The organism is Glutamicibacter sp. BW80, assembly GCF_002332385.1.
Classification (GTDB): domain Bacteria; phylum Actinomycetota; class Actinomycetes; order Actinomycetales; family Micrococcaceae; genus Glutamicibacter.
Genome location: NZ_NRGV01000017.1, coordinates 75,671 through 99,535, shown reverse-complemented (window position 1 = coordinate 99,535; position 23,865 = coordinate 75,671). Strand labels below are relative to the sequence as shown.

Genomic DNA, 23,865 nt, shown 5'->3' with positions numbered 1-23,865 from the left:
GAATAACCGCATAGCTACCGCGGTTGAGATAAGTGTGACGACGATTGAAGACATTCAGACGCAGCAGACGGCTTGCCCCGGTGTGAGCCGCACCCTGTCCAGCCATCGGGCCAAGCGCGTAGACTCTGTGGTGATGACTGATAACACCGTGGACACGGACTTGCCCGATGTGAGCAAGGAGACCGATCAACAACGTCGCGAGCGCTTCGAACGCGATGCGCTGGGCTATGTCGACCAGCTGTACTCGGCAGCGCTGCGCATGGCGCGCAACCCGTCGGACGCCGAAGATTTGGTGCAGGAGGCCTTCACGAAGGCCTACTCGGCATTCCATCAGTACAAGCCCGGCACGAATCTGAAGGCTTGGCTGTACCGGATTCTGACGAACACCTACATCAACCTGTACCGCAAGCGGCAGCGCGAGCCGCAACGCACCTCCACCGACACGGTCGAGGACTGGCAGATGGCCGCCGCGATGGAGCATTCTTCCACCGGGTTGCGCTCCGCCGAGGCCGAGGCCTTGGACCACCTGCCGGACTCCGATGTGAAGGCTGCGCTGCAGTCCATCGGCGAGGACTTCAGGATGGCTGTCTACTTCGTGGACGTCGAGGGCTTCAGCTACAAGGAAGCGGCCGAAATCCTCGGGGTGCCGATCGGCACGGTGATGTCCCGGCTGCATCGCGGACGCAAGTCGTTGCGTGAACTACTCGCAGATTATGCAGCCGACCGCGGCATCAAGCCGGCGGAGAGCAAAACCAAGGCCACAGCGAAGAAAGCAGAGAAGTAGCGATGGACTGTAACTCATTGGGGGATTGCGCCGATGACCGCATGGTGCGCATCTATGAATACCTGGACGGCGCGTTGACGCTGAATGACCTCAAAGACGTCAAGGCACACCTGGATCACTGCCCGGAATGCACCGAGCAGTACGACCTGGAATGCATTATCCGTTCGGTGGTGCGCCGCAGCTGCCAGGAGCATGCCCCGCAGCAGCTGAAGGCGAATATCATCACGCGTATTTCGCAGATTCGGATCGAATCCGGACACTGATTGTCGCGCTTTTGCCGCCGGCGCGAGGCGCAGGCGGCCAAGGGCATAAGAAAAACCCCGTATCCTTCGAAAACTTCGAATGCTACGGGGTTCTTTTTACTCGCATCGCTTAGCTGTTTGGGCGCTTGCCATGGTTGGCACCGCCACGCTTGCGATCTTTACGCTTACGCGAACGCTTCGACATGGTGACTCCTTTGCGCGATCAATATTTCTCTTCCCGATCTCCCGGGTCGGCTAGTAGTCTTTCACACCTTGATGTGATTTCCCTAACCAGAGGCATGGGCCGCGATCTGCTGCCCGACGGCTTAGCTGGCGTCGGGTTCGGGCAACTCCAGCCAAGAGTACCAGCCGCGGTGCAGCACCAGCCACGCCATCAGCCCATAGCCGGCCTGTCCGGGCACTCCGCCGGAAGCCGTCAGGTCGCTGCGCCACTGCGAGTGCGCCCGCAAGGGCGTGAAGGTGTCGATGTAGTGGTGGTTGCGGCGCAGGGCCACATCCGAATAGACCCGGTTCAGTTCCGCGACGCGTTCGTTGCGTGCATCATCCAAGCCCGGGGCCGGGCCGACGAGCAAGGCCTTGATGCTCATCTGCGAGGCCGAGTCGAGAATGTTTGCCAGGTTCAGCCGGCTGCGCGCGGTGGTCAGCCCGAGGTCGACGTCGCGATCGGAGAGCGCGATGACCAGACGGTTTTCCACCTGATCGCCGAAACGGCGGGAGGCTTCCCCCATCCAGCGTTCGGCCAGGGCCTCGGAACCTTCGGCGGGGCTGGCGAGCACGAAGGACTGCAAACGCAATGCCGGGTCCTGGGTCCGAGCCATCACGCGGCCAAACCAGCCCAGCGCACGCGGGTCACCATGTCCTGCAAGTAGCTCATCGCCGATGGCGGTGATGCGGATGGTGCGAAACTCCAACTTGGCGACCTTTCGTTGGGAAATCTGAATCTTCGTCAACCTTAGCAGTGTTGACTTGCCGGATCGGGGAGGACAAAGCGGGTTAAATGCCACAGCCGGCGAACCCGGCTCCGTGATGACGGGGTCGGGTTCGCCGGCTGTGCGCCGTTGAACCGAGCGTGTCGGCTAGCGGGCGAAGGCCTGCTTCAGCAGCACCGCGGCTTCGGCGTCGTGGCGCTTGGCGGTACCGGCAGAGGTCGCGGCCGAGGCCGGACGCGAGACCAGGGTGACCTTCTTCTCCAGCTCCGGGGCGACGTACAGGCCGAAGAACGGCCATGGGCCCTGGTTGGCTGGTTCGTCCTGAACCCACGAAACCGTGGCGTTCGGGTACTTGGCCAGCTCGGCAGCGATCTGCTCGGCCGGAGCCGGGTAGAGCTGCTCAACGCGGACGATCGCGACCTTCTCATCCTGCGCCTTGGTGCGCGCGGCGAGCAGATCGTAGTACAGGCGACCGGAAACCAGCAGCACCTTCTCCACGGCCTCCGCATTGGCGATCGACTTGTCGCCGATGACCTCCTGGAAGCCGCCGGTGGTGAAGTCCTCCACCGAGGTGGCCGCGGCCTTCAGGCGCAGCAGCTGCTTCGGGGTGAAGACGATCAGCGGCTTGCGTGGCCGGGCGTAGGCCTGGCGGCGCAGCAGGTGGAAGTGGTTGGCACCGTTCGAAGGCTGGGCGACCACCATGTTGTTCTCCGCGCACATCTGCAAGAAGCGTTCGATGCGCGCCGAGGAGTGGTCCGGGCCCTGGCCTTCGTAGCCGTGCGGCAGCAGCATCACCAGGGAGGTGGACTGCGACCACTTCTGCTCGGCCGAGGAGATGAACTCGTCGATCACGGTCTGCGCGCCGTTGACGAAGTCGCCGAACTGCGCTTCCCACAAGACCAATGCATTCGGGCGTTCCACCGAGTAGCCGTATTCGAAGCCGAGGGCCGCGTATTCGGAAAGCAGCGAGTCGTAGATCCACAGCGGTGCCTGGTCATCGCTCAGGTGGTGCAGCGGGTACCACTCGTTGTCGTTCTCGCGGTCGTGGAAGACCGAGTGGCGCTGCACGAAGGTGCCGCGGCGCGAGTCCTGGCCTGCCAGGCGAACCGGCACGCCTTCCATGGACAGCGAGCCGAGGGCCGCCAGCTCGGCGAAGCCCCAGTCGATGCCGCCTTCGCGGGACATCTTCTCGCGGCGTTCGAGCAGTGCCTTGAGCTTGGTGTGCATGGTGAAGTCTTCGGGCACCGCCAGGTGGGCCGCGCCGATCTTCGCCAGCGTCTGCTCGCTGATCGCCGAACCGCGGGCGCCATCGACGGTGTTCTCGTCGGCGGCCTGCGCGAAAGGCTTCTCCAGGTCGTTGATGGTCGAACCCGGGGTGATGATCGGGATCGGGGAGGTCTGGGCGGCATGCGTCTCGGAGAAGATGCGCTCCAGATTCTCCTTGTATTCGGCCAGCACGTTTTCGGCTTCTTCCTGCGTGATGTCACCGCGGCCGACCAGGGCCTCGGTGTACAGCTTGCGGGTGGAGCGCTTCGCTTCGATCAGGTTGTACATGATCGGCTGGGTCATCGAGGGATCGTCGCCCTCGTTGTGGCCGCGGCGGCGGTAGCAGATGAGGTCGATGACCACGTCCTTGCCGAACTTCTGGCGGTACTCGAAGGCCATCTGGCCCACGTGCACCACTGCCTCCGGGTCATCCCCGTTGACGTGGAAGATCGGTGCCTGCACGGTGCGTGCCACATCGGTGGCGTACACCGAAGAGCGCGAAGAACTCGGAGCGGTGGTGAAGCCGATCTGGTTGTTCACGATCACGTGCACGGTGCCGCCGGTCTTGTAGCCCGGCAGCTGGCTCATCGCGAGCACCTCGGAGACGACGCCCTGGCCGGCGAAGGCCGCGTCGCCGTGCACCAGGATCGGCAGCACGTTGTTCTTCGAGCCCATGCGGTCCAGCTTCGCGCGGGTGATGCCCTCGAGCACCGGATCCACGGCTTCCAGGTGCGATGGGTTGGCCGCCAGATAGACCTTGGTGGCGTTGCCGGCGTCCGAGGTGTAGGAACCCTCGGTGCCCAGGTGGTACTTCACATCGCCCGAACCCTGGACGGAGCCCGGGGTTGCGGTGCCCTCGAATTCGCGGAAGACCTGCGCGTAGGTCTTGCCGGCGATGTTGGTCAGCACGTTCAGCCGGCCGCGGTGCGCCATGCCGATCGCGACCTCGTCCAGCTGCTCGTCGGCCGCGTCGGAAATGATCGCATCGAGCAATGGAATCAGCGATTCACCGCCCTCCAGGGAGAAGCGCTTCTGGCCGACGAACTTGGTCTGCAAGAAGGTTTCGAAGGCCTCGGCGGCGTTCAGCTTGGAGAGGATGCGCAGCTGTTCGTCGCGGGTCGGCTTCGCGTAGCCGGACTCCAGCTTCGCCTGGAACCACTCGCGTTCTTCCGGGTTCTGCAGGTGCATGTACTCGGTGCCGGTGGTGCGGCAGTAGGCGTCGCGCAGGATGCCCAGCACGTCGCGCAGCAGCGCGCGGTTCTTGCCGCCCAGTCCGCCGGCAACCCATTCGCGATCCAGATCCCACAGGGTCAGCCCATAGGTCTGGATGTCCAGGTCCGGGTGCTTGCGCTGGATGTATTCCAGCGGGTTGGTATCGGCCATCAGGTGGCCGCGCACGCGGTAGGAGTTGATCAGGTGCTGGATGCGGGCGACCTTGTTGACCGCCAGGTCGACGTCGACCTGGTTGTCGATGGCCCAGCGCACCGGTTCGTATGGGATGCGCAGCTGCTCGAAGATCTCATCGTAGAAGCCCTGCTCGCCGAGCAGCAGCGCCTCGACCAGCTTCAGGAATTCGCCCGAACCGGCACCCTGGATGACGCGGTGGTCATAGGTGGAGGTCAGCGTGATGTGCTTGCCGATGCCCAGGGACGCGACGGTCTTCTCGGATGATCCGCGGTACTCGGCCGGGTATTCCAGCGCGCCGACGCCGATGATCGCGGCCTGGCCCTTGGACAGGCGCGGCACCGAGTGCACGGTGCCGATGCCGCCGGGGTTGGTCAGCGACACGGTGGTGCCGGAGTAGTCGTCGGCGGTCAGCTTGTTATTGCGGGCGCGCTTGATCAGGTCTTCGTAGGTGGCCCAGAACTCGTTGAAGCTCAGGGTCTCGGCGACCTTGATATTCGGGACCGCGAGCATGCGCGAGCCGTCCGGCTTTGGCATGTCGATCGCGATGCCGAAGTTCACGTGGGCCGGCTGGACGGCGGTCGGCTTCTTGTCGATCACGTCGTAGGTGACGTTCATTGACGGGATCTGCTTCAGCGCGCGAATCACGGCGAAGCCGATCAGGTGGGTGAAGGAGATCTTGCCGCCGCGGGCGCGCTTGAGGTGGTTGTTGATGACGATGCGGTTATCGATCATCACCTTGGCCGGAACCGCGCGCACGGTGGTGGCGGTTGGCACGGTGAGCGAAGCATCCATATTGGTTGCGATGGCCTTCATTGGCCCGCGCAACGGGGTGCGCTTCTCCTCGCCGTACAGCTCGGTGGAAGGCGTAGCCTTCGGAGCTTGGGCCGGAATCGGAGCCGTCTTCGGCGCCGCTTCCTTTGCTGCTGGTTCGGCTTTGGCCGCGGCTGGCGCGGGAGCCGATTCGGTGCTGCGCGCCTCGGCCGCGGCGCGTGGTGCGCCCTGGCCGTTGGCTGCAGGAGCAGGTTTCGCCGCTGCCGCCGGCGGCGCGCTCGGCGCGGCCTTGGCCGCGGAAGCCGCCGGTGCAGCCGGTGCGTTGTTTTCGGTGGTGAGGGACTCGAAAATGTCCCACCATTTCTTATCGACCGAGTTCTTATCGACGAGATACTGCTGGTACAGCTCGTCTACTAGCCACTCGTTTCCACCAAACTCTTCAGTAAGTCGGTGGTGTGCTTGCTCTGGCACGTGCAACGCCTCTTCCCTGATTTCTACGTTGTTCTAGCTTGAGCCGGTGGTAGCCCGAGGACGTGAATAATGGCCACCGATACTCACAAGATTTCTAGACCTGCGCCCCAGTCTAGTGACTTTTCCAAGGGATTTGCCACGAGTCGTCAGGAATATCTCGAAAGTGGCGCTTAACACTGCCCGTTTAGCTTGTTTCCCGTGCCGCTGGTCGTGCGTGCGTGGCTATTGTGCGCGAAGCGGGTTCATTGGATAGAATGAGTCGCACTATGGAATCTCATTCTCCTAGCCGGACCGCCGCCCGCGGGCGCAGTGCCGGCCACCTTTGCCATCGTCCCGAAGGCTCCGCCTCCCAATTGGAGCCTTCTAGTTGCCGCTTACGGCAAATTAGACGCAACTTAACCCATCCAGCCCCGGGGCGTGGTTAGTCGCCCATGGAATGGATCTACATACTTTTCGGCCTGCTGCTGATTCTGGGCACCGGCTTCTTCGTGGCCGTGGAATTCTCCCTCGTTGCCCTCGATAAAAGCACCGTTCAACAGGCCATCGATCGCGGCGAACGCGGTTCCAAAGCTCTTTTGCAGTGCCTGACCTCTCTCTCCACCCAGCTTTCCAGCTGCCAGCTGGGCATCACCCTGACCACCCTGCTCACCGGCTATGTGCTCGAACCGGCGATGAGCAAGCTCCTGGCCCCGGTGCTCGAGAACCTCGGCGTGGTGGGAGCCAGCTCCAGGGCGATCTCGGTGGTCATCTCGATGGTGATCGCCACGCTGCTCTCGATGCTGATCGGCGAGCTGGTGCCCAAGAACCTGGCCATCGCGAAGGCCATGGCCGTGGGCAAGGCGCTGGCCCGCCCGCAGCTGATCTTCACCGCCATCTTCAAGCCCGCCATCGTGCTGCTCAACGGTTTTTCGAACTCGGTGCTGCGCAAATTCTTCGGGCTGGAGGCCAAGGAGGAAATTTCGGCCGCCCGCAGCGCCCAGGAGCTCGCCTCGCTGGTGCGCCGCTCGGCAGAACTTGGCACCCTGGACATCCAGACCGCGCGCTTCGTGGAATCGACCATCGAATTCTCCGAACGCACCGCGGCGGATGTGATGACCCCGCGCACCTCGATGTCCACCATCGAGTCCGAGGCGGCATTATCCGAACTGATCCTGATGAGCGCGGACACCGGATTCTCCCGGTTCCCGGTCACCGAAGGGTCCAGCGATGATATCCAGGGCATCTGCCATGTCAAGGCGGTGGTCTCGGTGCCGCGCGAACGCCGCGCGGCGCTGCAGGTCGGCGAATTCGCGCGCGATGCGCTCTACGTGCCGGAAACCATCCACCTCGACGTGCTGCTCGAGCAGCTGCGCGCCGCGGAGTTCCAGGTGGCCATCGTGATGGACGAGTACGGCGGAACCGCCGGGCTGGTCACCCTGGAGGACCTGGTCGAAGAGATCGTCGGCGAGGTCTCCGATGAGCACGACGAGGACGAGGAAGAGGCGGTCACCCAGCCGGACGGCAACTGGCTGTTCCCCGGCATGTACCGCCCGGACCAAGTCAACGAGCACTTCGCCAGCGATGTCATCGCCGACGATTCGGCCTACGACACCATCGGCGGGTTCATGCTCTCCGAACTGGGGCGCTTGGCCGAACTGAACGATACGGTGCACACCGAGGCGGGAATTTTCACGGTGACCGAGCTCGATGGCCGCCGGATCGCCCAGGTGCGCTTCGAACCTGCCACGCGGACCAAGGAGGAGACCAATGAGTGACTTCATCGGGCTGGCCTGGCTGGTCGTGCTGCTGGCGGTCAATGCGTTTTTCGTTGCCGGCGAATTTGCGGTCATGTCCGCGCGCCGCTCGCAGATCGAGCCGCTGGCCGACGAGGGAAATAAGCGGGCGAAGATCGCGCTGTATGCGATGGAGCACGTCTCGATCATGCTCGCGGTCTGCCAGCTGGGCATCACCGTCTGCTCGCTGCTGATCCTGAACATCTCCGAACCGGCGCTGCACCACCTGCTGGAGGTGCCGATGACGGCGCTGGGCATGCCGGAGCAGATCGCGGACACCGCCGCCTTCCTCATCGCGCTGGTGCTGGTGACCTTCCTGCACGTGACCTTCGGCGAGATGGTGCCGAAGAACATCTCGGTCTCCGTCGCCGACAAGGCGGTGCTGGTGCTTGCCATGCCGCTGGTGGGCGTGGCCAAGGTGCTCAAGCCGATCATCTCGATGCTCAACGGCGCGGCGAACCTGTTCCTGAAGCTCTTCGGCGTCGAGCCGCAGGACGAGGTGACCAGCTCCTACACCGCCGCGGAGGTCCGCTCGATCATCGACACCTCCTCCCAGGAGGGCACGCTGCGCAACGAGCACGCGCTGCGGCTGACCAAGGCGCTGGAATTCTCCACCGTCACGGCCGCCTCCTGCATGGTTCAGGTCGATGACCTGTTCACCCTGGAGTGGGGGCAGACCACCGCGCGCGAATTCGAGAAGAAGGTCGGCAAGACCGGCTACTCGCGCATGCTGATCACCCGCGACGAGGTGCCGGTGGGCTACTGGCATGTCAAGGACGTGATGCTGATCGACGACGCGCACTCCACCGCGCCGCTGCGCGACCTGCCGCTGCACCCGCTGGGCGTGGTCAAGCAGGACGCGGAAATCGAGGAGGCGCTGGAGAGCATGCGCCAGGAGGGCAACCACCTCTCGGCCGTGGTCGACGAGGCGGGGCACACCATCGGCGTGCTGTTCCTGGAGGACATCATCGAGGTGCTGGTCGGCGAGATCAGCGACTCGACGCAGAAGCGCCACGCTCCACCGAGCAAGGCGAACGGCAATTAGTCTCACAGCCAAACGCGTAATGCGAACCAGTCGCAACTGGTAGGATTGACTGCGGCACCGCTTCAGCGGTGCCGCAGTCTTCTTTAAGCGCGAAAGCCGGTTCATGAGCACATCCCCGATTGTCACCTTCGACGCCGCACGCCTGGCCTTCGGGTCCCGGGTGCTGTGGGAGGGGCTGGACTTGCAAGTGCAGCCCGGGGAGTTCTTGGCGGTGCTCGGGCCCAACGGCTCGGGCAAAACCAGCTTTATCAACACCATGCTCGGCACCACGGCCCTGAACGCCGGTACCGTGTCCATCGCCGGGGACCCGGTGCGCCGCGGCTCGGAGCTGGTGGGCCTGATCCCGCAGCAACGCCCCTTCGGCGACAACGTGCCCCTGCGCGCCCGCGACCTGGTGGCCCTGGGCGTGGACGGCAACCGCCCCGGCATCCGGCTGGCCCGCCGAAAGGTTCACGCGAAGGTGGACGAACTGCTCGAATTGGTCGGCGCGCAGGACTACGCGCACCGCCCGGTCTCCGATCTTTCCGGCGGCGAACAGCAGCGGCTGCGCGCCGCGCAAGCGCTCGCGGGGGATCCGCGGGTGCTGCTCTGCGACGAGCCGCTGCTCTCCCTGGACCTGCACCACCAGCAGGCGATCAGCGAGGTGATCCACCGCCAGGCCGTGCAGCACGGGGCCGCGGTCATCTTCGTCACCCACGAGATCAACCCGATCCTGCCCTATGTGGACCGGGTGCTCTACCTGGCCGAGGGCAAATTCCACCTGGGCAGCGTCGACGAAGTGATGCGCTCCGAGGTGCTGAGCGCGCTCTATGGCGCCCCGGTGCAGGTATTGCGCGTGAACGGGCGGATCGTGGTGCTCAGCGGCGACGGAAACCGGGCGCTGCCGCCGGACGGGCATGAGCACCCCGAAGACCACGAACTAGAGACCGGAAGGTAGGCGCGCGATGAATTTCGCAGACTTCCTGGAGCGCACGCTGAATTTCGAGGACTACGCGCAGCTGCTGCCGCTGGTGACCAACTCGCTGATCGCCGGGGCGGCGCTGGGCATCGTCGGCGGGCTGATCGGCATCTTCATCATGATGCGCGATATGGCCTTCGCGGTGCACGGCATCGCCGAGCTCTCCTTCGCCGGGGCGGCCTTCGCGCTGCTCATCGGCGTGGATGTGGTCACCGGCTCGGTGTTCGGCTCGCTGGTCGCGGCGCTGGTGCTCGGCGTGCTGGGTACCCGGGCCAAGGACCGCAACTCCATCACCGGGGTGCTGATGCCCTTCGGCCTGGGACTCGGGATCCTGTTCCTCTCGCTCTACGAGGGGCGCAGCGCCAATAAGTTCGGCCTGCTCACCGGGCAGATCGTCGCGGTGGACGATGTGCAGCTTTCCGGCATGCTGGCGCTATGCGCGGTGGTGGTGCTCGCGCTGCTGGTCGTCTGGCGGCCGCTGACCTTCGCCTCGGTGGACCCGGTGCTGGCCAACGCCCGCGGGGTGCGCACCGGCGGGCTGTCGATAATCTTCATGGTGATCCTCGCCCTGGCGGTGGCCGTGGCCATCCAGGTGGTGGGCGCGCTGCTGGTGCTGGCGCTGCTGATCACCCCGGCCGCCGCGGCCCTGCGGATCAGCTCCAACCCGGGGCTCACGGTGTTCCTGGCGATTCTCTTCGCCGAGATTTCGGTGCTCGGCGGGATCCTGCTGGCGCTGGCCGGCTCGCTGCCGATCAGCCCGTATGTGACCACCATATCCTTCGTGATCTACCTGGTCTGCCGGGGGATCGAGGCGCTGCGTTCCCCGCGCAAGCACCTGGTCTAGTCCACCGGCCCGCTCGGCGCAGCGCGAAGGCCGCCCACCGTAAATGGCGGGCGGCCTTCGCATTTGGGGTTCGATGGAGCCGTTCAGCTGGCCTTGCGGCGGCACTCTTCGCAGAGCCCGTAGATTTCCACGGTGTGCTCCGGGTCGGTGAAGCCGTTCTCCTGCGCGACGCGCGCGGCCCAGCGCTCCACCGCCGGGGCGAGCACCTCCACGGTCTTCGAGCACACCCGGCAGACCAAGTGGTGGTGGTGCACCTCGGTGAGGCACTGGCGGAAGCGCGCCTCGCCGTCGCCGCTGCGCAGCACATCCACCAGCCCGTCGTCGGCCATGGACTGCAAGAGCCGGTAGACGGTGGCCAGCGAGACCTTCTTCTGCGTATCCACCAGCCAGCGGTGCAGTTCCTGGGCGGTCGCAAAATCATCGACCTCGCCCAGGGCCTCGGCCACCGCGAGCCGCTGCTTGGTGACGCGGGTTTCTGGCTGCACCATCGACTTGCACCATTCCTTCTGAAAAGCTGTTGCGGGCGAAACGCGTTCGGCCCCGTTCCACCCAATTTTAGCCAACTTTTCGGCCGAGTGCGTGTCAGTGGCTGGCCGAGGGCGCGCCGTCGGCCTAGGCTGAAGCTATGCGCATCACATTACGCGGGCATTCCTGCTTGGAAGTCACCACCATCGACGGTTCGCTGCTGCTGGATCCGGGCAGCTTTTCGCAGCTTCAGGGGGCCTTCGCCGGTGTCAGCGCCGTGCTGCTCACCCACCAGCACCCCGACCATGCGGACCAGCGCCAGATCCTCGCCGCGGTGCAGGACAGCTCGCTGCTGCGCGTGTATGCCCCCGAGGCGCTGGCCCAGATCCTGCGCGAGCAGCTGCCGGCGCCCAAGCGGGCGCAGATTCTCACGGTGGCCGCGGGGGAGGACTTCGTGGTCGGCGGCATCCGGGTGCGCACCTTCGGCGGAACCCACGCCAGAATCCACGGCTCGATCGAGCTGGTGGCCAACGTCGGCTACCTGCTGGGCGACGAGCAGCTCTTCCACCCGGGGGACAGCTACCAGGTGCCGATCGGGATCCGCCCGCAGGTATTGCTGCTGCCGCTGATGGCCCCGTGGGCGAGGATCGGGCAGACCATGGACTTCGCCACCGCGCTGAACGCGCCGGTCTGGGTGCCGATCCACGACGGGCTGCTCAACGAACGCGGGCTGAACCTCTTCGACACCATGCTCGGCGCCCGCGCCGAAGCCACCGGCAGCGTGCTGCGCCGGCTGGAGGCCGGCACCACCCACCTGCTCGACGAGCTGGCCGAAGGCAGCGGGCAGAATTCCGGAACACCGGCGGGAGAGAGAAAATGAACACGCTGATCAGCGCCGGAGAACTCACCGCCAGGCTAGCCGATGAAAGCCTGGTGCTGCTCGATGTGCGCTGGGTGCTCGGCCGCAAGGACGGGCAGGAGCACTACGCCTCCGGGCATATCCCCGGCGCGGTGTTCGTCGAGCTGGAGACCGAGCTTTCGGGGGCGGCCGGAGCGCATACCGGCCGCCACCCGCTGCCCGACCCGGCCGACTTCGAGGCGGCCGCGCGCCGCTGGGGGATCGGAGGGGATTCCTTCGTAGTCGCCTACGACGATTCCGGGGCGCTGGCCGCCGCCCGCGCCTGGTGGCTGCTGCGCCATGCCGGCTTTGAGAACGTGGCCGTGCTCGACGGCGGGCTGGATGCGTGGAAGGAACTGGGCGGCGAGCTGGCCACCGGGACCGAAACCCGGGCGCCTGGGGACGTTCAGCTCAGATGGGGCGGGATGCCGGTGCTCGAATACCAGGAGCTGGCCGGCTACTCCGGCACGCTCATCGACTCGCGCGCCACCGCCCGCTACCTGGGCATCCAGGAGCCGATCGACCCGGTAGCCGGGCATATCCCCGGGGCGCGCAACCGGCCGACCACCGACAACCTCGACGCGCAGGCCAAATTCTTTTCCGCCGAGCGGCTCGCGGCGGCCTTCGCCAAAATCGCGCCGGAAAACCTTCCGCTGGCGGCCTATTGCGGCTCCGGGATCACCGCCACCCACCAGGTGCTCGCCGCCGAGCACGCGGGCCGCACGGCCGCCCTCTACCCGGGCAGCTGGTCGCAATACTGCTCCTACCCGCAGTCTCCGATCGCCACGAGCGATGAACAACACCGACACTAACCGAGCCGAGAAAGGCCGCCATGAGCACGCTCTTCACCAAAATTATCGACGGCGAGATCCCCGGACGCTTCATCTGGTCCGATGAGAGCTGCGTCGCGTTCCTGTCCATCGGACCGCTGACCGACGGGCACACCCTGGTGGTCCCGCGCGCGGAGATCGACGAATTCACCGACGCCGACGAGGCGCTGCTCAGCCACCTGAACCTGGTGGCCGCGAAGATCGGCCGCGCGCAGAAACGCGCCTTCAACGCGCAGCGCGCCGGGCTGATGATCGCCGGTTTTGAGGTCCCGCACCTGCACGTGCATGTCTGGCCGACGAACTCGCTGGCCGATTTCGACCTGTCCAACGCGATGGTGAACCCGGAGGCGGCACGCATGGACGCGAGCGCGGACAAGCTGCGCGCTGCCCTGCGCGAAGACGGGCACAGCGAATTTGTGCCCGCCGATTGAGCCTGCGCGGTTCATCCGCTACCAGTCGCTGGCGCCCAATCAACGCGGGGTGCACCCCGGCATTTTCGCGCTGGTCAACAAGCTGGGCGCGCAGGGGGAACTGAGCCCGGCCGAGCACGCGCGCTGGCGGGCCGGAAACGACTGGTACAACGCGGCCTACCCGAATCCGAGCCTCAGCCGCCCGCAGGTCTACGACCGGGTGCTCAACCCGGGCGCGGCCGCCTGGTTCAAGCACGGCGCCGTGCACCTGCTGGCGCGCGTGGAGCCCTACCTGCTGCTGCTCGATGCGCACCAGATCCGTTGGGAACGGCTGGAAACTGCCGATCCGGGCCGCATCGTCTACGAGGATCCGGTGCAGGTGATCGCCGCCGGCGGGCCCCGCGGCTAGAGCGCCGCGAGCCCGTCCTTGATGGCCTTGCGGATGCGCTTCTCGCTGACCGAATAGGCGGTGCCCAGCTCCTGGGCGAACAGCGAGATGCGCATCTCCTCGAGCATCCACTTCACCTCGCGCAGCCCGGCCGGGGTGCGCGCGCCCTCCGGCACCCGCCCCAGCGCGCCGTCGTAGTCGTCCTCCAGCTTCTGGATCACCGTCAGCGACTGCCCGTCGCGGGTGACCGCCCCGGAATTGAGCTTCACCAACCGCGATTCGATGCCCGCCAGGTAGCGCGGCAGGCGCATCAGGTGCGCGGCCCCGGTGGCGGCGATGAACCCGGGGTAGATCAGCTGCTCCAGCTGCGAGCGGATGTCGCTGACCGCGGCGTACATCGCCAGCGACTTGGTGGACTTCAGCGCATTCGCCACCCGGGTCGCGGCGCCGAACACCTGGGAGATCACCGAGGTGATCGAGAAGACCGTGTCGATCTGCTCGGCGCGCACGGTTTCGAAGAGCTTCTCGTAGCCCGCCTCATCCATCGGTAGCGCCTCGGGCACCAGCTTGTCCACCGCGGCCATGGTGCAGTCGGCGATCAGCTCGTCGATCGACCCGTGCGGGTTCTGGCTGAACGCCAGCCGCTCGGCATTGCTCAGGTGCCCGATGACGAACTTCGCCGCCGGGGGCAGGCGCAGCATCAGCAGCCGGATGATCCCGGCCCGGTGCGCGGCATCGCGTTCGGCCGCGGTGCGGTAGACGCTCAGCGCCGCATCCTTGCCGGCGTCGTGCAGCCCCGGATAGGCGGTGATCTCCTGGCCCATCACCGTGGTGGTGACCTGGGCCGGCAGCGCGTTCCCGGCCGTGTGCAGCTTCGGCCAGCCGGTCAGCCCGCGCTGGTCCCACTGCCCGGAGCCGGGCGCCGACTTCGGAGCCTTGGCCGGCGGGGTGCCCTTGGATCCCTTCGCGCCCTTGGCCTGCGCCGGGGCCGCGGCGCGCACGGTGGCGGGGGAGTTGACCTGGCTGGACAGCGCGGCCCGGTTCGCCGCGGCCAGCTTGTACTGCAGGGCGGAGAGGTCATCGCCGTGCCCCAGCAGCTTTCCCGCGGCGTCCACCACCTCGAAGCCGAAGCGCAGGTGCGCGGGCAGCGCGGAGAAGTCGAAGATCGCCGGGTCCACCACGATGCCGCGCAGCCGGCGCAGCACCAGCGCCAGGGAAACGGCCAGGTCATCGGTGCCGGGATCAAAATCCGCGTCGAGCATGGCCAGCGCCTGGCCTGCCACATCCGGGGCGGGCACGAAGTTCTTGCGGATCGCCTTGGGCATGGAGCGGATCAGCGCGGTGAGCAGCTCGTGGCGCAGCCCCGGGATCAGCCAGGCGAAGCGCGCCGGATCGAGCTGGTTGAGGAACACCACCGGCACCTGCAGGCTCACCCCGTCCCCTTCGGCGTCGGCGGCGGCCGGGTTGTACTCGTAGCTCAGCGGCAGCGCGATGGACCCGTGGGACCAGGTGCGCGGGAACGCGGTCTCATCGAGCTGCTGTGCGTCGCCGGCGAGCACCGCGGCCGGATCGAAGTCCAGCAGGCCCGGATCCTTGGCCGCCGCGCGTTTGAACCAGCGGTCGAAGTGCCGCTCGGAGACGACCTCTTCGCCCAGCCGCGCATCGTAGAAGTCGAACAGGTCTTCGTCGGAGATGCGCAGATCGTGGCGGCGCATCCGGGTTTCGAGCTCCTCCACCTCGGCGAGCACCGCCCGGTTGCGCTCGAAGAACTTGTGGTGGGTGCGCCAGTCGCCCTCCACCAGCGCGTGCCGGATGAACAGCTCGCGGGCCAGCGGCTTATCCACCCGCCAGTAGTGCATGCGGCGCTTGAGCACGATCGGCAGCCCGAAGAGCGTGACCTTCTCGTAGCCCATCACCGAGCCCATTTTCTTGGACCAATGCGGCTCGGAGTAGCTGCGCTTGAGCAGATTCGGGGCGAGCTCCTCCACCCAGGCGGGGTCGATGACCGCCGCGGTGCGCGCCCAGAGCCGGGAGGTCTCCACCAGCTCGGCGGCCATCACCCAGGTCGGGGACTTCTTGAACAGCGCGGAGCCGGGGAAAATCGAGAAGCGCCCGCCGCGCGCGCCCTGGTAGTCGCGTTTGCGCTCGTCATAGAGCCCGATATGCCCCAGCAGCCCGGACAGCAGCGACTTGTGGACCGCATCCTCGTTGGCCGCCGGGTCCACCGGGGCCGCGGCGACGGTGATGTCCAGCGACTTGGACAGCTGGCGCAGCTGGGTGAACAGGTCCTGCCATTCGCGCACCCGCAGGTAGTTGATGTGCTCGGCCTTGCACAGCCGGCGGAAGGCCGAGGAGGACAGCTCCTTCTGCTGTTCCTGCAGGTAGGCCCACAAGTTCAGCAGCCCGATGAAGTCGGACTTCTCGTCGGCGAAGCGCTTATGCAGTTCGGCGGCGCGTTCGCGCTGCCCGGTGTCCTCGCTGGGCCGCTCGCGCGGATCCTGGATGCTCAGCGCGGCGGCGAGCACCATCAGCTCCTTCGCCACCCCGCGCTCCGCGGACTCCAGGATCATCCGGCCCAGGCGCACGTCCAGCGGCAGTTGGGCCAGCTTGCGGCCGATCTGCGTGACCTGCGCGCGCTTGTCTTCGCCCAGTGCGCCCAGTTCGCGCAGCAGATTCACCCCGTCGGAGATCGCCCGCGCGTCCGGCGGCTGCACAAAGCCGAAGTCGGCCACGTCGGCGGCGGTGGCCACTACGCCCATGGAGATCATCTGCAGGATCACGCTGGCCAGCGAGGTGCGCAGGATCTCGGGGTCGGTGAATTCCGGGCGCGCGGCGTAGTCCTCTTCGGAATACAGCCGGATCGCGATGCCCTCCGAGACGCGCCCGCAGCGGCCCGAACGCTGGTTCGCGCTGGCCTGCGAGACCCGCTCGATGGGCAGGCGCTGGACCTTGGTGCGGTGCGAATAGCGCGAAATGCGCGCGGTGCCGGTGTCGATCACGTACTTGATGCCCGGCACGGTCAGCGAGGTTTCGGCCACGTTGGTGGCCAGGATCAGCCGCGGCGCGGACCCCGGATGGAAGACCCGGTGCTGTTCGGCCAGCGAGAGCCGGGCGAACAGCGGCAGCACCTCGTAGCGCGGCAGCCGCTTGTTGCCGGCCACCATCGCGCGCAGGGCGTCGGCGGCGTCGCGGATCTCGCGCTCCCCGGAGAAGAAGATCAGGATGTCTCCGGGCTCCTCGGCGGACAGCTCGCGCACCGCGTCGGTCACCGCATCCAGCGGGTCGCGCTCCTCTTCCAGCGCGTTCGCATCCGCCTCGTCCGGCTCTTCACCGCCGGCCTCCAGCGGCCGGTAGCGGATCTCCACCGGGAAGGTGCGCCCGGAGACCTCGAGGATCGGCGCGGGCACCAGCGCACCTGCAGCGTCCCGGGTGCCGAAGTGCGCGGCGAAGCGTTCGGGGTCGATGGTTGCGGAGGTGATGATGATCTTCAGCTCCGGGCGCTGGACCATGATCTGCTTGAGGTAGCCGAGCAGGAAGTCGATGTTCAGGCTGCGCTCGTGCGCCTCGTCGATGATGATCGCCGAGTACTTCTTCAGCAGCCGGTCGCGCTGGATTTCGGCGAGCAGGATGCCGTCGGTCATCACCTTCAGCTTCGTGTTGCGCGAGACCTCCCCGGTGAAGCGCACATGGAAGCCCACCTCGTCGCCGATGCTCGTGCCCAGCTCCTCGGCGATGCGCTCGGCCACGGTGCGCGCGGCCAGCCGGCGCGGCTGGGTGTGCCCGATCATGCCGTGCTTGGCCAACCCGAGCTCGAGCAGCATCTTGGGCAGCTGGGTGGTCTTGCCGGACCCCGTTTCACCGGCGATGATCACCACCTGGTTCTTGCGCACCGCATCGAGGATGTCGGCGCGGCGGGCGGAAACGGGAAGGGCTTCGGGATAAGAAATGGTGAGGGCCATGATGAGCCCATTCTATTCCGGCCAGGCAGCTGCCGGCAGACACCGCGACTCAGCGCGCCCGCGGGGGCGCAAAACCGGGCACGCGCCGGCAAAATCCCTTGATTTGCGTCACAGCATGGCGATGTCAATTTTTTAATCCGTCCACCGAAAGGCCGGCAGCCTCTCGTCTCCGAATACGGATGTGCGCCCGAGAGCACGCCAAATGCCCACTTGTGTCCGGCATTGGCCGTTTCAAGGGGCAAACGTCTTTGGTATCACCGGGATCATGGGCGAAGTGAGGTCTTTCACATGTAAGATCGTGGGTAATCACCTGCACGTGGTTCGGGCAGTTCCCGGTTCGCTTGTCTTCGCCGATGAGCTGGCTACCGGGCCACCGTGCACGGGGACATCACTCGCACAGGGAACTTGTTGAAAGGATCACCATGAAGCGATTCACCGCTTTGAAATTAGCCGCAGTGGCCGCCACCGGCGCGCTGGCATTGACCGCTTGCGGAGGGGGCACCGGCAGCGAGGGTTCCGGCGACGGCGGAGCCGCCGCCGAGGGCCCGGTCAAGATCGGCATTTTCCAGTATGTCTCGCACCCATCCCTTGACGCCGTCACCAAGGGCTTCAAGCAGGGCATGGAAGACGCCGGCTACACCGGCGACAAGATTTCCTACGACGACAATAACGCGCAGGGCGACCAGGCCACCAACGCCTCGATCGCCGGTAAGCTCGCGGCCGACAGCGACATCGACCTGGTCTTGGCGATCGCCACCCCGTCGGCGCAGGCCGCGGCCCAGTCGATCACCAGCATTCCGGTGCTCTTCTCCGCGGTCACCGATCCGGTGGACGCGAAGCTTGTGGCCTCCAACGAGGCTCCGGGCGCCAACGTCACCGGCACCTCGGACAAGAACCCGGTCAAGGAGCAGCTGGAACTGCTCAAGGAGCTCTCCCCGGATGCCAAGAAGGTCGGCATCGTCTACTCCTCGGGCGAGGCGAACTCCGCCATCCAGGTCCAGTGGGCCGAGGAAGCCGCCGGCGAGCTCGGCCTGAGCATCGAGAAGTCCGCCATCTCCGCGCCTTCCGAGGTGCAGCAGGCGGCCAACTCGCTGGACGTCGACGCCTACTACGTGCCGACCGACAACGCGGTCGTCTCCGCGCTGGAAGGCCTGCTGCAGACCGCGCAGGGCAAGAAGGTCCCGGTGATCGCCGCCGATGGTGACTCCGTAAAGCGTGGCGCCACCGCCACCTACGGCATCAACTACGAGAAGCTCGGCGAGCAGACCGCGGTGATGGCGGACAAGCTGCTCAAGGGCGAGGCGGAACCGGCCACTATGCCGGTGGAAACGCTCACCGAGGTGGAGCTGTACCTGAACGAAACCGCCGCGACGAAGATCGGCATCGAGTTCTCCGAGGAACTGAAGTCCGAGGCGGTCGAAACCTACTAGGGCCAAAGCACCACCCACCTGCGAGGAAGGCGAGGCGAGCACGTAGACGCCTCGCCTTCCTCGTGACCAAGAACCTTCTCACAACTCAAGGATCCAATTATGATCACAGCGGTTGAACTCGGGCTCATCTACGCCCTGATGGCGCTCGGGGTATATCTGACGTTCCGCATCCTGGATTTCCCGGACCTCACCGTCGACGGCAGCTTCACCACCGGTGCCGCCGTCGCCTCGGTGGGCATCGTGAACGGGATGAACCCCTGGCTGGCCACGCTGCTCGCCTTCTTCGCCGGCATGGTCGCCGGCGCGATCACCGGCCTGCTGCATACCAAGGGCAAGATCGACGGCCTGCTCGCCGGTATTCTGACGATGATCGCCCTCTACTCGATCAACCTGCGCATTATGGGCAAGGCGAATACGCCGCTGCTGGGCGAGGACACGCTGATCAGCCCGCTGCGCACGGCGGGAATTCTCGGCTCCGCGGGCTCGATCCTCATCCTCTTCGCGGTCGCCTTGGTCTTCGTGGCCGCGATCGTCTGGTTCCTGCACACCGAAATGGGCATGGCGATGCGCGCCACGGGGGACAACCACGAGATGATCCGCTCCTTCGGGGTGAGCACCGATAGCCAGAAGATCCTGGGCCTGGCCCTGTCCAACGGCTTTGTCGCCCTCTCCGGCGCGGCGATCGCCCAGTACCAGGGCTTCGCCGATGTGGGCATGGGCATCGGCGTGATCCTGATCGGGCTGGCCTCGGTGATCGTCGGCCAGGCCATCTTCACCCAGCGCTACATCTGGCTGGCCGCTCTGGCCGTCGTCTTCGGTGCGGTCATCTACCGGCTGGTCATCCAGTTCGCGCTGGTCGCCGGGCTGGAGGTCAACGACATGAAGCTGATCTCCGCGGTGCTCGTGGTGGTGGCGCTGCTGCTGCCGAAATGGAAGGGCTTCCAGAAGATCGTGAAAACCTTCAAACGCAAGGATTCGGACGCCGCGCCGATCCAGGAAGAGGTGCGCAGCCATGCTTGAAATTTCCAACCTCTCACGGACCTTCTTCCCGGGAACCGTCAACGAGCGCAAGGCGCTGCGCAATATCAACCTGAACCTCGGGCCCGGCGAATTCGTCACCGTCATCGGTTCCAACGGCGCGGGCAAGTCCACGGTGCTGAATATGGTCGCCGGCAAGCTCTTCCCGGATACCGGGACGGTCACCGTCGACGGCAAGAACGTCACCAAGATGGCCGACTACACCCGCGCCAGGTACATCGGCCGGGTCTTCCAGGATCCGATGGCCGGCACCGCGCCGACGATGACCATCGAGGAGAATATGGCCCTGGCCCACGCCCGCGGCCGCTTCCGCGGTTTGGGCATGGGGGTGGGTGCCAAGCGCCGGAAGCTGTTCGTCGAGGAGCTCAAGTCCCTGGAGCTGGGGCTGGAAAATCGCTTGAAGACAAAGGTCGGGCTGCTCTCGGGTGGCCAGCGCCAGGCGCTCAGCCTGCTGATGGCCACCTTCTCCAAGCCGAAGATCCTGCTGCTCGATGAGCACACCGCCGCGCTGGATCCGCAGCGCGCGGCCTTGGTCTCGCGGCTGACCAACGAGATCGTGCAGCGCCATGCGCTGACCACGCTGATGGTCACGCACAATATGGAACAGGCGCTGGCCCTGGGCACCAGGCTGATAATGATGCATGACGGGCAGATCATCCTGGACCTGGACCAGGAGGCGAAGAGCAAGATGACGGTCAAGGGCCTGCTGGGCGAATTCGAGAAGATCAAGGGCGCGCAGCTCGACGATCGTACGATGCTGCAGTAGCTTTTGCCGCTTTGCCTTTCCGCTGGCCGCCGGCTCTCCCCGTATTCCGGGGTTCGCCGGCGGCCATCGGTGCTTTAACCGGACAACGCGGCGGCGCGCGGCGTACTAGGGTGGGAGCGGTTGAAGAATTTCCCGCTCGCGGCTTCCGCAGCACCGGCGAGCACCGCATGAAAGGTCCAGGTGGATAGATGGCACGCAGGCAGATTCCGGTGATCGCGCTGACCGGATACTTGGGGGCCGGCAAAACCACCGTGCTCAACCACCTGCTGCGCACCCCGGGGGCGCGGATCGGGGTGGTGGTCAACGATTTCGGGGCCATCAATGTCGACGCCGGGCTGATCACCGGGCAGGTGGACGCCGCGCAATCCATCACTGGCGGCTGCGTGTGCTGCCTGGACGATTCCGGGGGACTGGACGAGGCCCTGGCCAGGCTCGCCGCGCCGCGGCTGCGGCTGGACGTGATCATCATCGAGGCCAGCGGGGTGGCCGAACCGCTGTCCCTGGCCCGGCTGATCCGCTTCAGCCAGGCGAAGAACATCCGGCCCGCCGGGCTGATCGAGGTGGTGGATGCGGCGAACTACTTCGAGACCGTGGACACCCATGCCGATCCGCCGGCGCGATTCGAGGCCGCCTCGCTGGTGGTGCTGAACAAGCTCGACCAGCTCGGACAGGAAGCTCACCCGGGCGAGGATAAAGCCGACGTCCTGGCGCGCATCGCAGAGCGCATCGCCCTGCGCAATCCGCGCGTTCCGCTGGTGCACGCGGTGCGCGGGGCCATCGACCCGGAGCTGGTATTCGACGTGGCCCTGGCCGAAGACCCCGAAGACCAGCTGCCGCTCGGCGCGCTGATGCGGGCCGAGCACGGCTCGCATACCCACCAGCATGCCGCCTCGGTGAGCGTGAGCGCCGCCGCACCCATCGCGGCCGGCGCGCTGCTGGACCTGCTCGAGCGCCCGCCGTCCGGGGTCTACCGGCTGAAGGGGATCGTCCAGGTGGCCACGGCCCGCGGCGCGAAATCCTGGGCGGTGAACCTGGTCGGGCGCCATATCCACGTGGCCGCGCATGCTTCCAGCGAGGCAGCGGGGCTGGTGGCCATCGGCGTCGGGATCGACGAACATCTGGTGCGCGGGGCACTGGAAGAAACGGTGCAGCCAGCACCGGGTCCGGACACGGAGGGGATGCGCCGGCTGCAGCGCCACGCCCGGCTGAGCGGCTGAGCGCCAGCCTCGGCGGCGGGGCAGCGACCCGGCACCGCGGGGAAAAGAAAAAGGCCCCGCAACTGCGGAACCTTTTTGCTGGTGCCCCTGAAAGGAATCGAACCTTCGGCCTTCTGCTCCGGAGGCAGACGCTCTATCCACTGAGCTACAGAGGCAAGTTGCTGGGCAACAGGAAAAATACTATCAGGTGAAAGCGCCATCTGCGCAATTGGCCCGGCGGCGCGCCAGCGCGGGGGATGCCTGCAGCATCACAGGGGGCAAAGTCATCAATGCCGAAGATGCCTGCGAAAAACCGCTATTCTTGAACGGTGACTCCTGAAGAACTCTCCGCTGCCATATCCGCATGCCTGACGCAGGCCGTAGCCGCCGGCGAAATCGCCGTCGAGGTACCCGACACCGTGCGCGTCGAGCGACCCAAAAGCCGTGAGCACGGCGACTGGGCGACCAACATCGCGCTGCAACTGGGCAAGAAGGCCGGCATGGCCCCGCGCGACTTCGCGCAGATGCTGGTGCGTCGGCTTTCCGAAGTCCCGGGCGTCGGCGCGGTGGAGATCGCCGGACCCGGCTTCCTGAACATCACCCTGGACGCGGCCGCCGCCGGCGAGCTGGCCCGCTCCATCGTCGAGGCCGGGGCGAGCTTCGGGCACAACCAGGCGCTGGCCGGGCACGTGGTCAACATGGAATTCGTCTCCGCCAACCCCACCGGCCCGCTGCATATCGGCCACACCCGCTGGGCGGCGCTGGGAGACGCGATCGCCCGCGTGCTGCGCGCCTCGGGCGCCGAGGTGACCAGCGAGTACTACATCAACGACGCCGGCAACCAGATGAACGTGTTCGCCCGCTCGGTGTACAACCGCATGCATGGCCTGCCGGTCCCCGAGGGCGGCTACCCGGGGGAGTACATCAAGGAGCTGGCCGACATCGTGCAGGGCGCCGCCCCGGAACTTGCCGAGCAGGACGAGGCCACCGCGCTGCCCAAGCTGCGCGAACTGGCGTACACCGCGCAGCTGGCGGACATCAAGTCCACGCTGGCGGACTTCGGCGTGCACTTCGACGTGTTCTACTCCGAATCCACCCTGCATGACGGCGGCGCGGTGGCGGACGCCGTCGCCCGGCTGCGCGAACAGGGGCATATCTTCGACCTGGAGGGCGCGGTCTGGCTGCGCACCACCGACTTCGGCGACGACAAGGACCGCGTGCTGATCCGCGCCAACGGGGAACCGACCTACTTCGCCGCCGATGCGGCCTACTACCTGTCCAAGAAGGACCGCGGCTTCAGCGAGAAGATCTACCTGCTCGGCGCCGACCACCACGGCTACGTGAACCGGCTGAAGGCCATCGCCGCCTGCGCCGGGGACGACAAGGACAAAAACATCGAGGTGCTGATCGGCCAGCTGATCTCCGTCAACGGTGCGAAGCTCTCCAAGCGCGCGGGCAATATCATCGAGCTGCGCGATTTGATCAACTGGATCGGCGCCGACGCGCTGCGCTACTCGCTGGCCCGCTACCCGGCCGATTCCCCGATCGCACTGGATCCGGAGCAGCTGAAGAAGAACACCAACGACAACCCGGTGTTCTACGTGCAGTACGCCCATGCGCGCTCCTTCGGCGCCTCGGCGAATGCGGTCGCCAAGGGCGTCACCCGCGAGAGCTTCGACGCGGCGCTGCTCACCGACCCGAGCGAGAACGAACTGCTGGCCGTGCTCGGCCAGTTCCCCTCGGTGGTCGCCGGGGCCGCGCAGTCGCGCGAACCGCACCGCATTGCCCGCTACCTGGAACAGGTCGCCGGGGCCTACCACTCCTGGTATGCGGCCACCCGCGTCACCCCGCTGGGCGACGACCCGGTGCAGGAGGTGCACCACACCCGGCTGTGGCTGAACGACGCCACCACCCAGGTGCTGGCCAACGGACTCGGACTGCTGGGCGTTTCGGCCCCGGAGAGGATGTAATTCTT

The 23,865-nt window shown here is 66.2% G+C and carries 19 protein-coding genes and 1 tRNA gene; 15 read left to right on the top strand and 5 right to left on the bottom strand.

Annotated features, from left to right (window positions below):
- Nucleotides 1–133 precede the first annotated feature (133 nt).
- Together CIK76_RS04695 and rsrA are read left to right on the top strand one after the other, a co-directional pair.
- Nucleotides 134–784 (top strand): sigma-70 family RNA polymerase sigma factor, encoded by a 651-nt coding sequence (locus CIK76_RS04695; protein WP_096284260.1) that lies wholly within the window; start codon nucleotides 134–136, stop codon nucleotides 782–784.
- Nucleotides 785–786: 2 nt separating this feature from the next.
- Nucleotides 787–1,047: a mycothiol system anti-sigma-R factor gene (rsrA, locus tag CIK76_RS04690; RefSeq protein WP_096283949.1), complete on the top strand. Its 261-nt coding sequence runs from the start codon at nucleotides 787–789 to the stop codon at nucleotides 1,045–1,047.
- Between the two features lie 305 nt (nucleotides 1,048–1,352).
- Here rsrA and CIK76_RS04685 read toward each other — a convergent pair whose 3' ends face one another.
- On the bottom strand, nucleotides 1,353–1,958 hold the full coding sequence (locus tag CIK76_RS04685; RefSeq protein WP_096283947.1) for a GDSL-type esterase/lipase family protein: 606 nt from the start codon (nucleotides 1,956–1,958) through the stop codon (nucleotides 1,353–1,355).
- 165 nt (nucleotides 1,959–2,123) lie between these two features.
- The gene (locus tag CIK76_RS04680) at nucleotides 2,124–5,891 is read right to left on the bottom strand and encodes a multifunctional oxoglutarate decarboxylase/oxoglutarate dehydrogenase thiamine pyrophosphate-binding subunit/dihydrolipoyllysine-residue succinyltransferase subunit (protein ID WP_096283945.1); all 3,768 of its coding nucleotides are present in this window, start codon (nucleotides 5,889–5,891) and stop codon (nucleotides 2,124–2,126) included.
- A 431-nt stretch (nucleotides 5,892–6,322) separates the two neighbouring features.
- Between CIK76_RS04680 and CIK76_RS04675 the strand changes: the two genes are divergently transcribed.
- The 4 genes from CIK76_RS04675 (at nucleotide 6,323) to CIK76_RS04660 (ending at nucleotide 10,510) form a co-directional block, all read left to right on the top strand.
- A complete protein-coding gene (locus CIK76_RS04675) occupies nucleotides 6,323–7,645 on the top strand; it encodes a hemolysin family protein (protein WP_096283943.1) in 1,323 nt (440 codons plus the stop codon).
- Nucleotides 7,638–8,708, top strand: coding sequence for a hemolysin family protein (locus CIK76_RS04670; RefSeq protein ID WP_096283941.1), 1,071 nt, complete (start codon nucleotides 7,638–7,640; stop codon nucleotides 8,706–8,708). Before CIK76_RS04675 ends, CIK76_RS04670 begins: the two co-directional genes overlap by 8 nt.
- Nucleotides 8,709–8,811: 103 nt before the next feature.
- Nucleotides 8,812–9,645, top strand: a complete 834-nt coding sequence (locus CIK76_RS04665; RefSeq protein ID WP_096283939.1) for a metal ABC transporter ATP-binding protein — start codon at nucleotides 8,812–8,814, stop codon at nucleotides 9,643–9,645.
- A gap of 7 nt (nucleotides 9,646–9,652) precedes the next feature.
- Nucleotides 9,653–10,510: a metal ABC transporter permease gene (locus CIK76_RS04660; RefSeq protein WP_096283937.1), complete on the top strand. Its 858-nt coding sequence runs from the start codon at nucleotides 9,653–9,655 to the stop codon at nucleotides 10,508–10,510.
- Nucleotides 10,511–10,593: 83 nt separating this feature from the next.
- Here the strand turns inward: CIK76_RS04660 and CIK76_RS04655 are convergent, their stop codons facing one another.
- Nucleotides 10,594–10,998, bottom strand: coding sequence for a Fur family transcriptional regulator (locus CIK76_RS04655; protein WP_096283935.1), 405 nt, complete (start codon nucleotides 10,996–10,998; stop codon nucleotides 10,594–10,596).
- A 137-nt stretch (nucleotides 10,999–11,135) separates the two neighbouring features.
- Here CIK76_RS04655 and CIK76_RS04650 point away from each other — a divergent pair, with 137 nt between their 5' ends.
- From CIK76_RS04650 to CIK76_RS04635, 4 genes are read left to right on the top strand one after another with little or no spacing between them, the layout of a single operon-like run.
- Nucleotides 11,136–11,855: an MBL fold metallo-hydrolase gene (locus CIK76_RS04650; RefSeq protein WP_096283933.1), complete on the top strand. Its 720-nt coding sequence runs from the start codon at nucleotides 11,136–11,138 to the stop codon at nucleotides 11,853–11,855.
- Nucleotides 11,852–12,685 carry a sulfurtransferase gene (locus CIK76_RS04645; protein ID WP_096283931.1) on the top strand — a complete coding sequence of 278 codons (834 nt, stop codon included), beginning with the start codon at nucleotides 11,852–11,854 and terminating at the stop codon, nucleotides 12,683–12,685. Before CIK76_RS04650 ends, CIK76_RS04645 begins: the two co-directional genes overlap by 4 nt.
- Before the next feature lie 20 nt (nucleotides 12,686–12,705).
- Nucleotides 12,706–13,134, top strand: a complete 429-nt coding sequence (locus CIK76_RS04640; RefSeq protein WP_096283929.1) for an HIT family protein — start codon at nucleotides 12,706–12,708, stop codon at nucleotides 13,132–13,134.
- Between the two features lie 49 nt (nucleotides 13,135–13,183).
- Nucleotides 13,184–13,522 carry a hypothetical protein gene (locus CIK76_RS04635; RefSeq protein WP_255248349.1) on the top strand — a complete coding sequence of 113 codons (339 nt, stop codon included), beginning with the start codon at nucleotides 13,184–13,186 and terminating at the stop codon, nucleotides 13,520–13,522.
- Here the strand turns inward: CIK76_RS04635 and hrpA are convergent.
- Nucleotides 13,519–17,460 carry an ATP-dependent RNA helicase HrpA gene (hrpA, locus tag CIK76_RS04630; protein ID WP_096283927.1) on the bottom strand — a complete coding sequence of 1,314 codons (3,942 nt, stop codon included), beginning with the start codon at nucleotides 17,458–17,460 and terminating at the stop codon, nucleotides 13,519–13,521. The two genes, CIK76_RS04635 and hrpA, sit on opposite strands and share 4 nt — an antisense overlap.
- Before the next feature lie 422 nt (nucleotides 17,461–17,882).
- Between hrpA and CIK76_RS04625 the strand changes: the two genes are divergently transcribed.
- From CIK76_RS04625 to CIK76_RS04610, 4 genes are all read left to right on the top strand, one after another.
- Nucleotides 17,883–18,890: an ABC transporter substrate-binding protein gene (locus tag CIK76_RS04625; RefSeq protein WP_096283925.1), complete on the top strand. Its 1,008-nt coding sequence runs from the start codon at nucleotides 17,883–17,885 to the stop codon at nucleotides 18,888–18,890.
- A 99-nt stretch (nucleotides 18,891–18,989) separates the two neighbouring features.
- Entirely contained in the window at nucleotides 18,990–19,910 is a 921-nt protein-coding gene (locus CIK76_RS04620; protein ID WP_141393459.1) for an ABC transporter permease, read from the top strand.
- Nucleotides 19,903–20,694: an ABC transporter ATP-binding protein gene (locus tag CIK76_RS04615; protein WP_096283923.1), complete on the top strand. Its 792-nt coding sequence runs from the start codon at nucleotides 19,903–19,905 to the stop codon at nucleotides 20,692–20,694. Before CIK76_RS04620 ends, CIK76_RS04615 begins: the two co-directional genes overlap by 8 nt.
- A gap of 188 nt (nucleotides 20,695–20,882) precedes the next feature.
- A complete protein-coding gene (locus tag CIK76_RS04610; protein ID WP_096283921.1) occupies nucleotides 20,883–21,911 on the top strand; it encodes a GTP-binding protein in 1,029 nt (342 codons plus the stop codon).
- Nucleotides 21,912–21,990: 79 nt separating this feature from the next.
- On the opposite strand, the gene CIK76_RS04605 is transcribed toward CIK76_RS04610, so the two are convergent.
- Nucleotides 21,991–22,066, bottom strand: a tRNA-Arg gene (locus CIK76_RS04605).
- A gap of 153 nt (nucleotides 22,067–22,219) precedes the next feature.
- Here CIK76_RS04605 and argS point away from each other — a divergent pair.
- Nucleotides 22,220–23,860, top strand: coding sequence for an arginine--tRNA ligase (argS, locus tag CIK76_RS04600; protein ID WP_096283919.1), 1,641 nt, complete (start codon nucleotides 22,220–22,222; stop codon nucleotides 23,858–23,860).
- Nucleotides 23,861–23,865 lie beyond the last annotated feature (5 nt).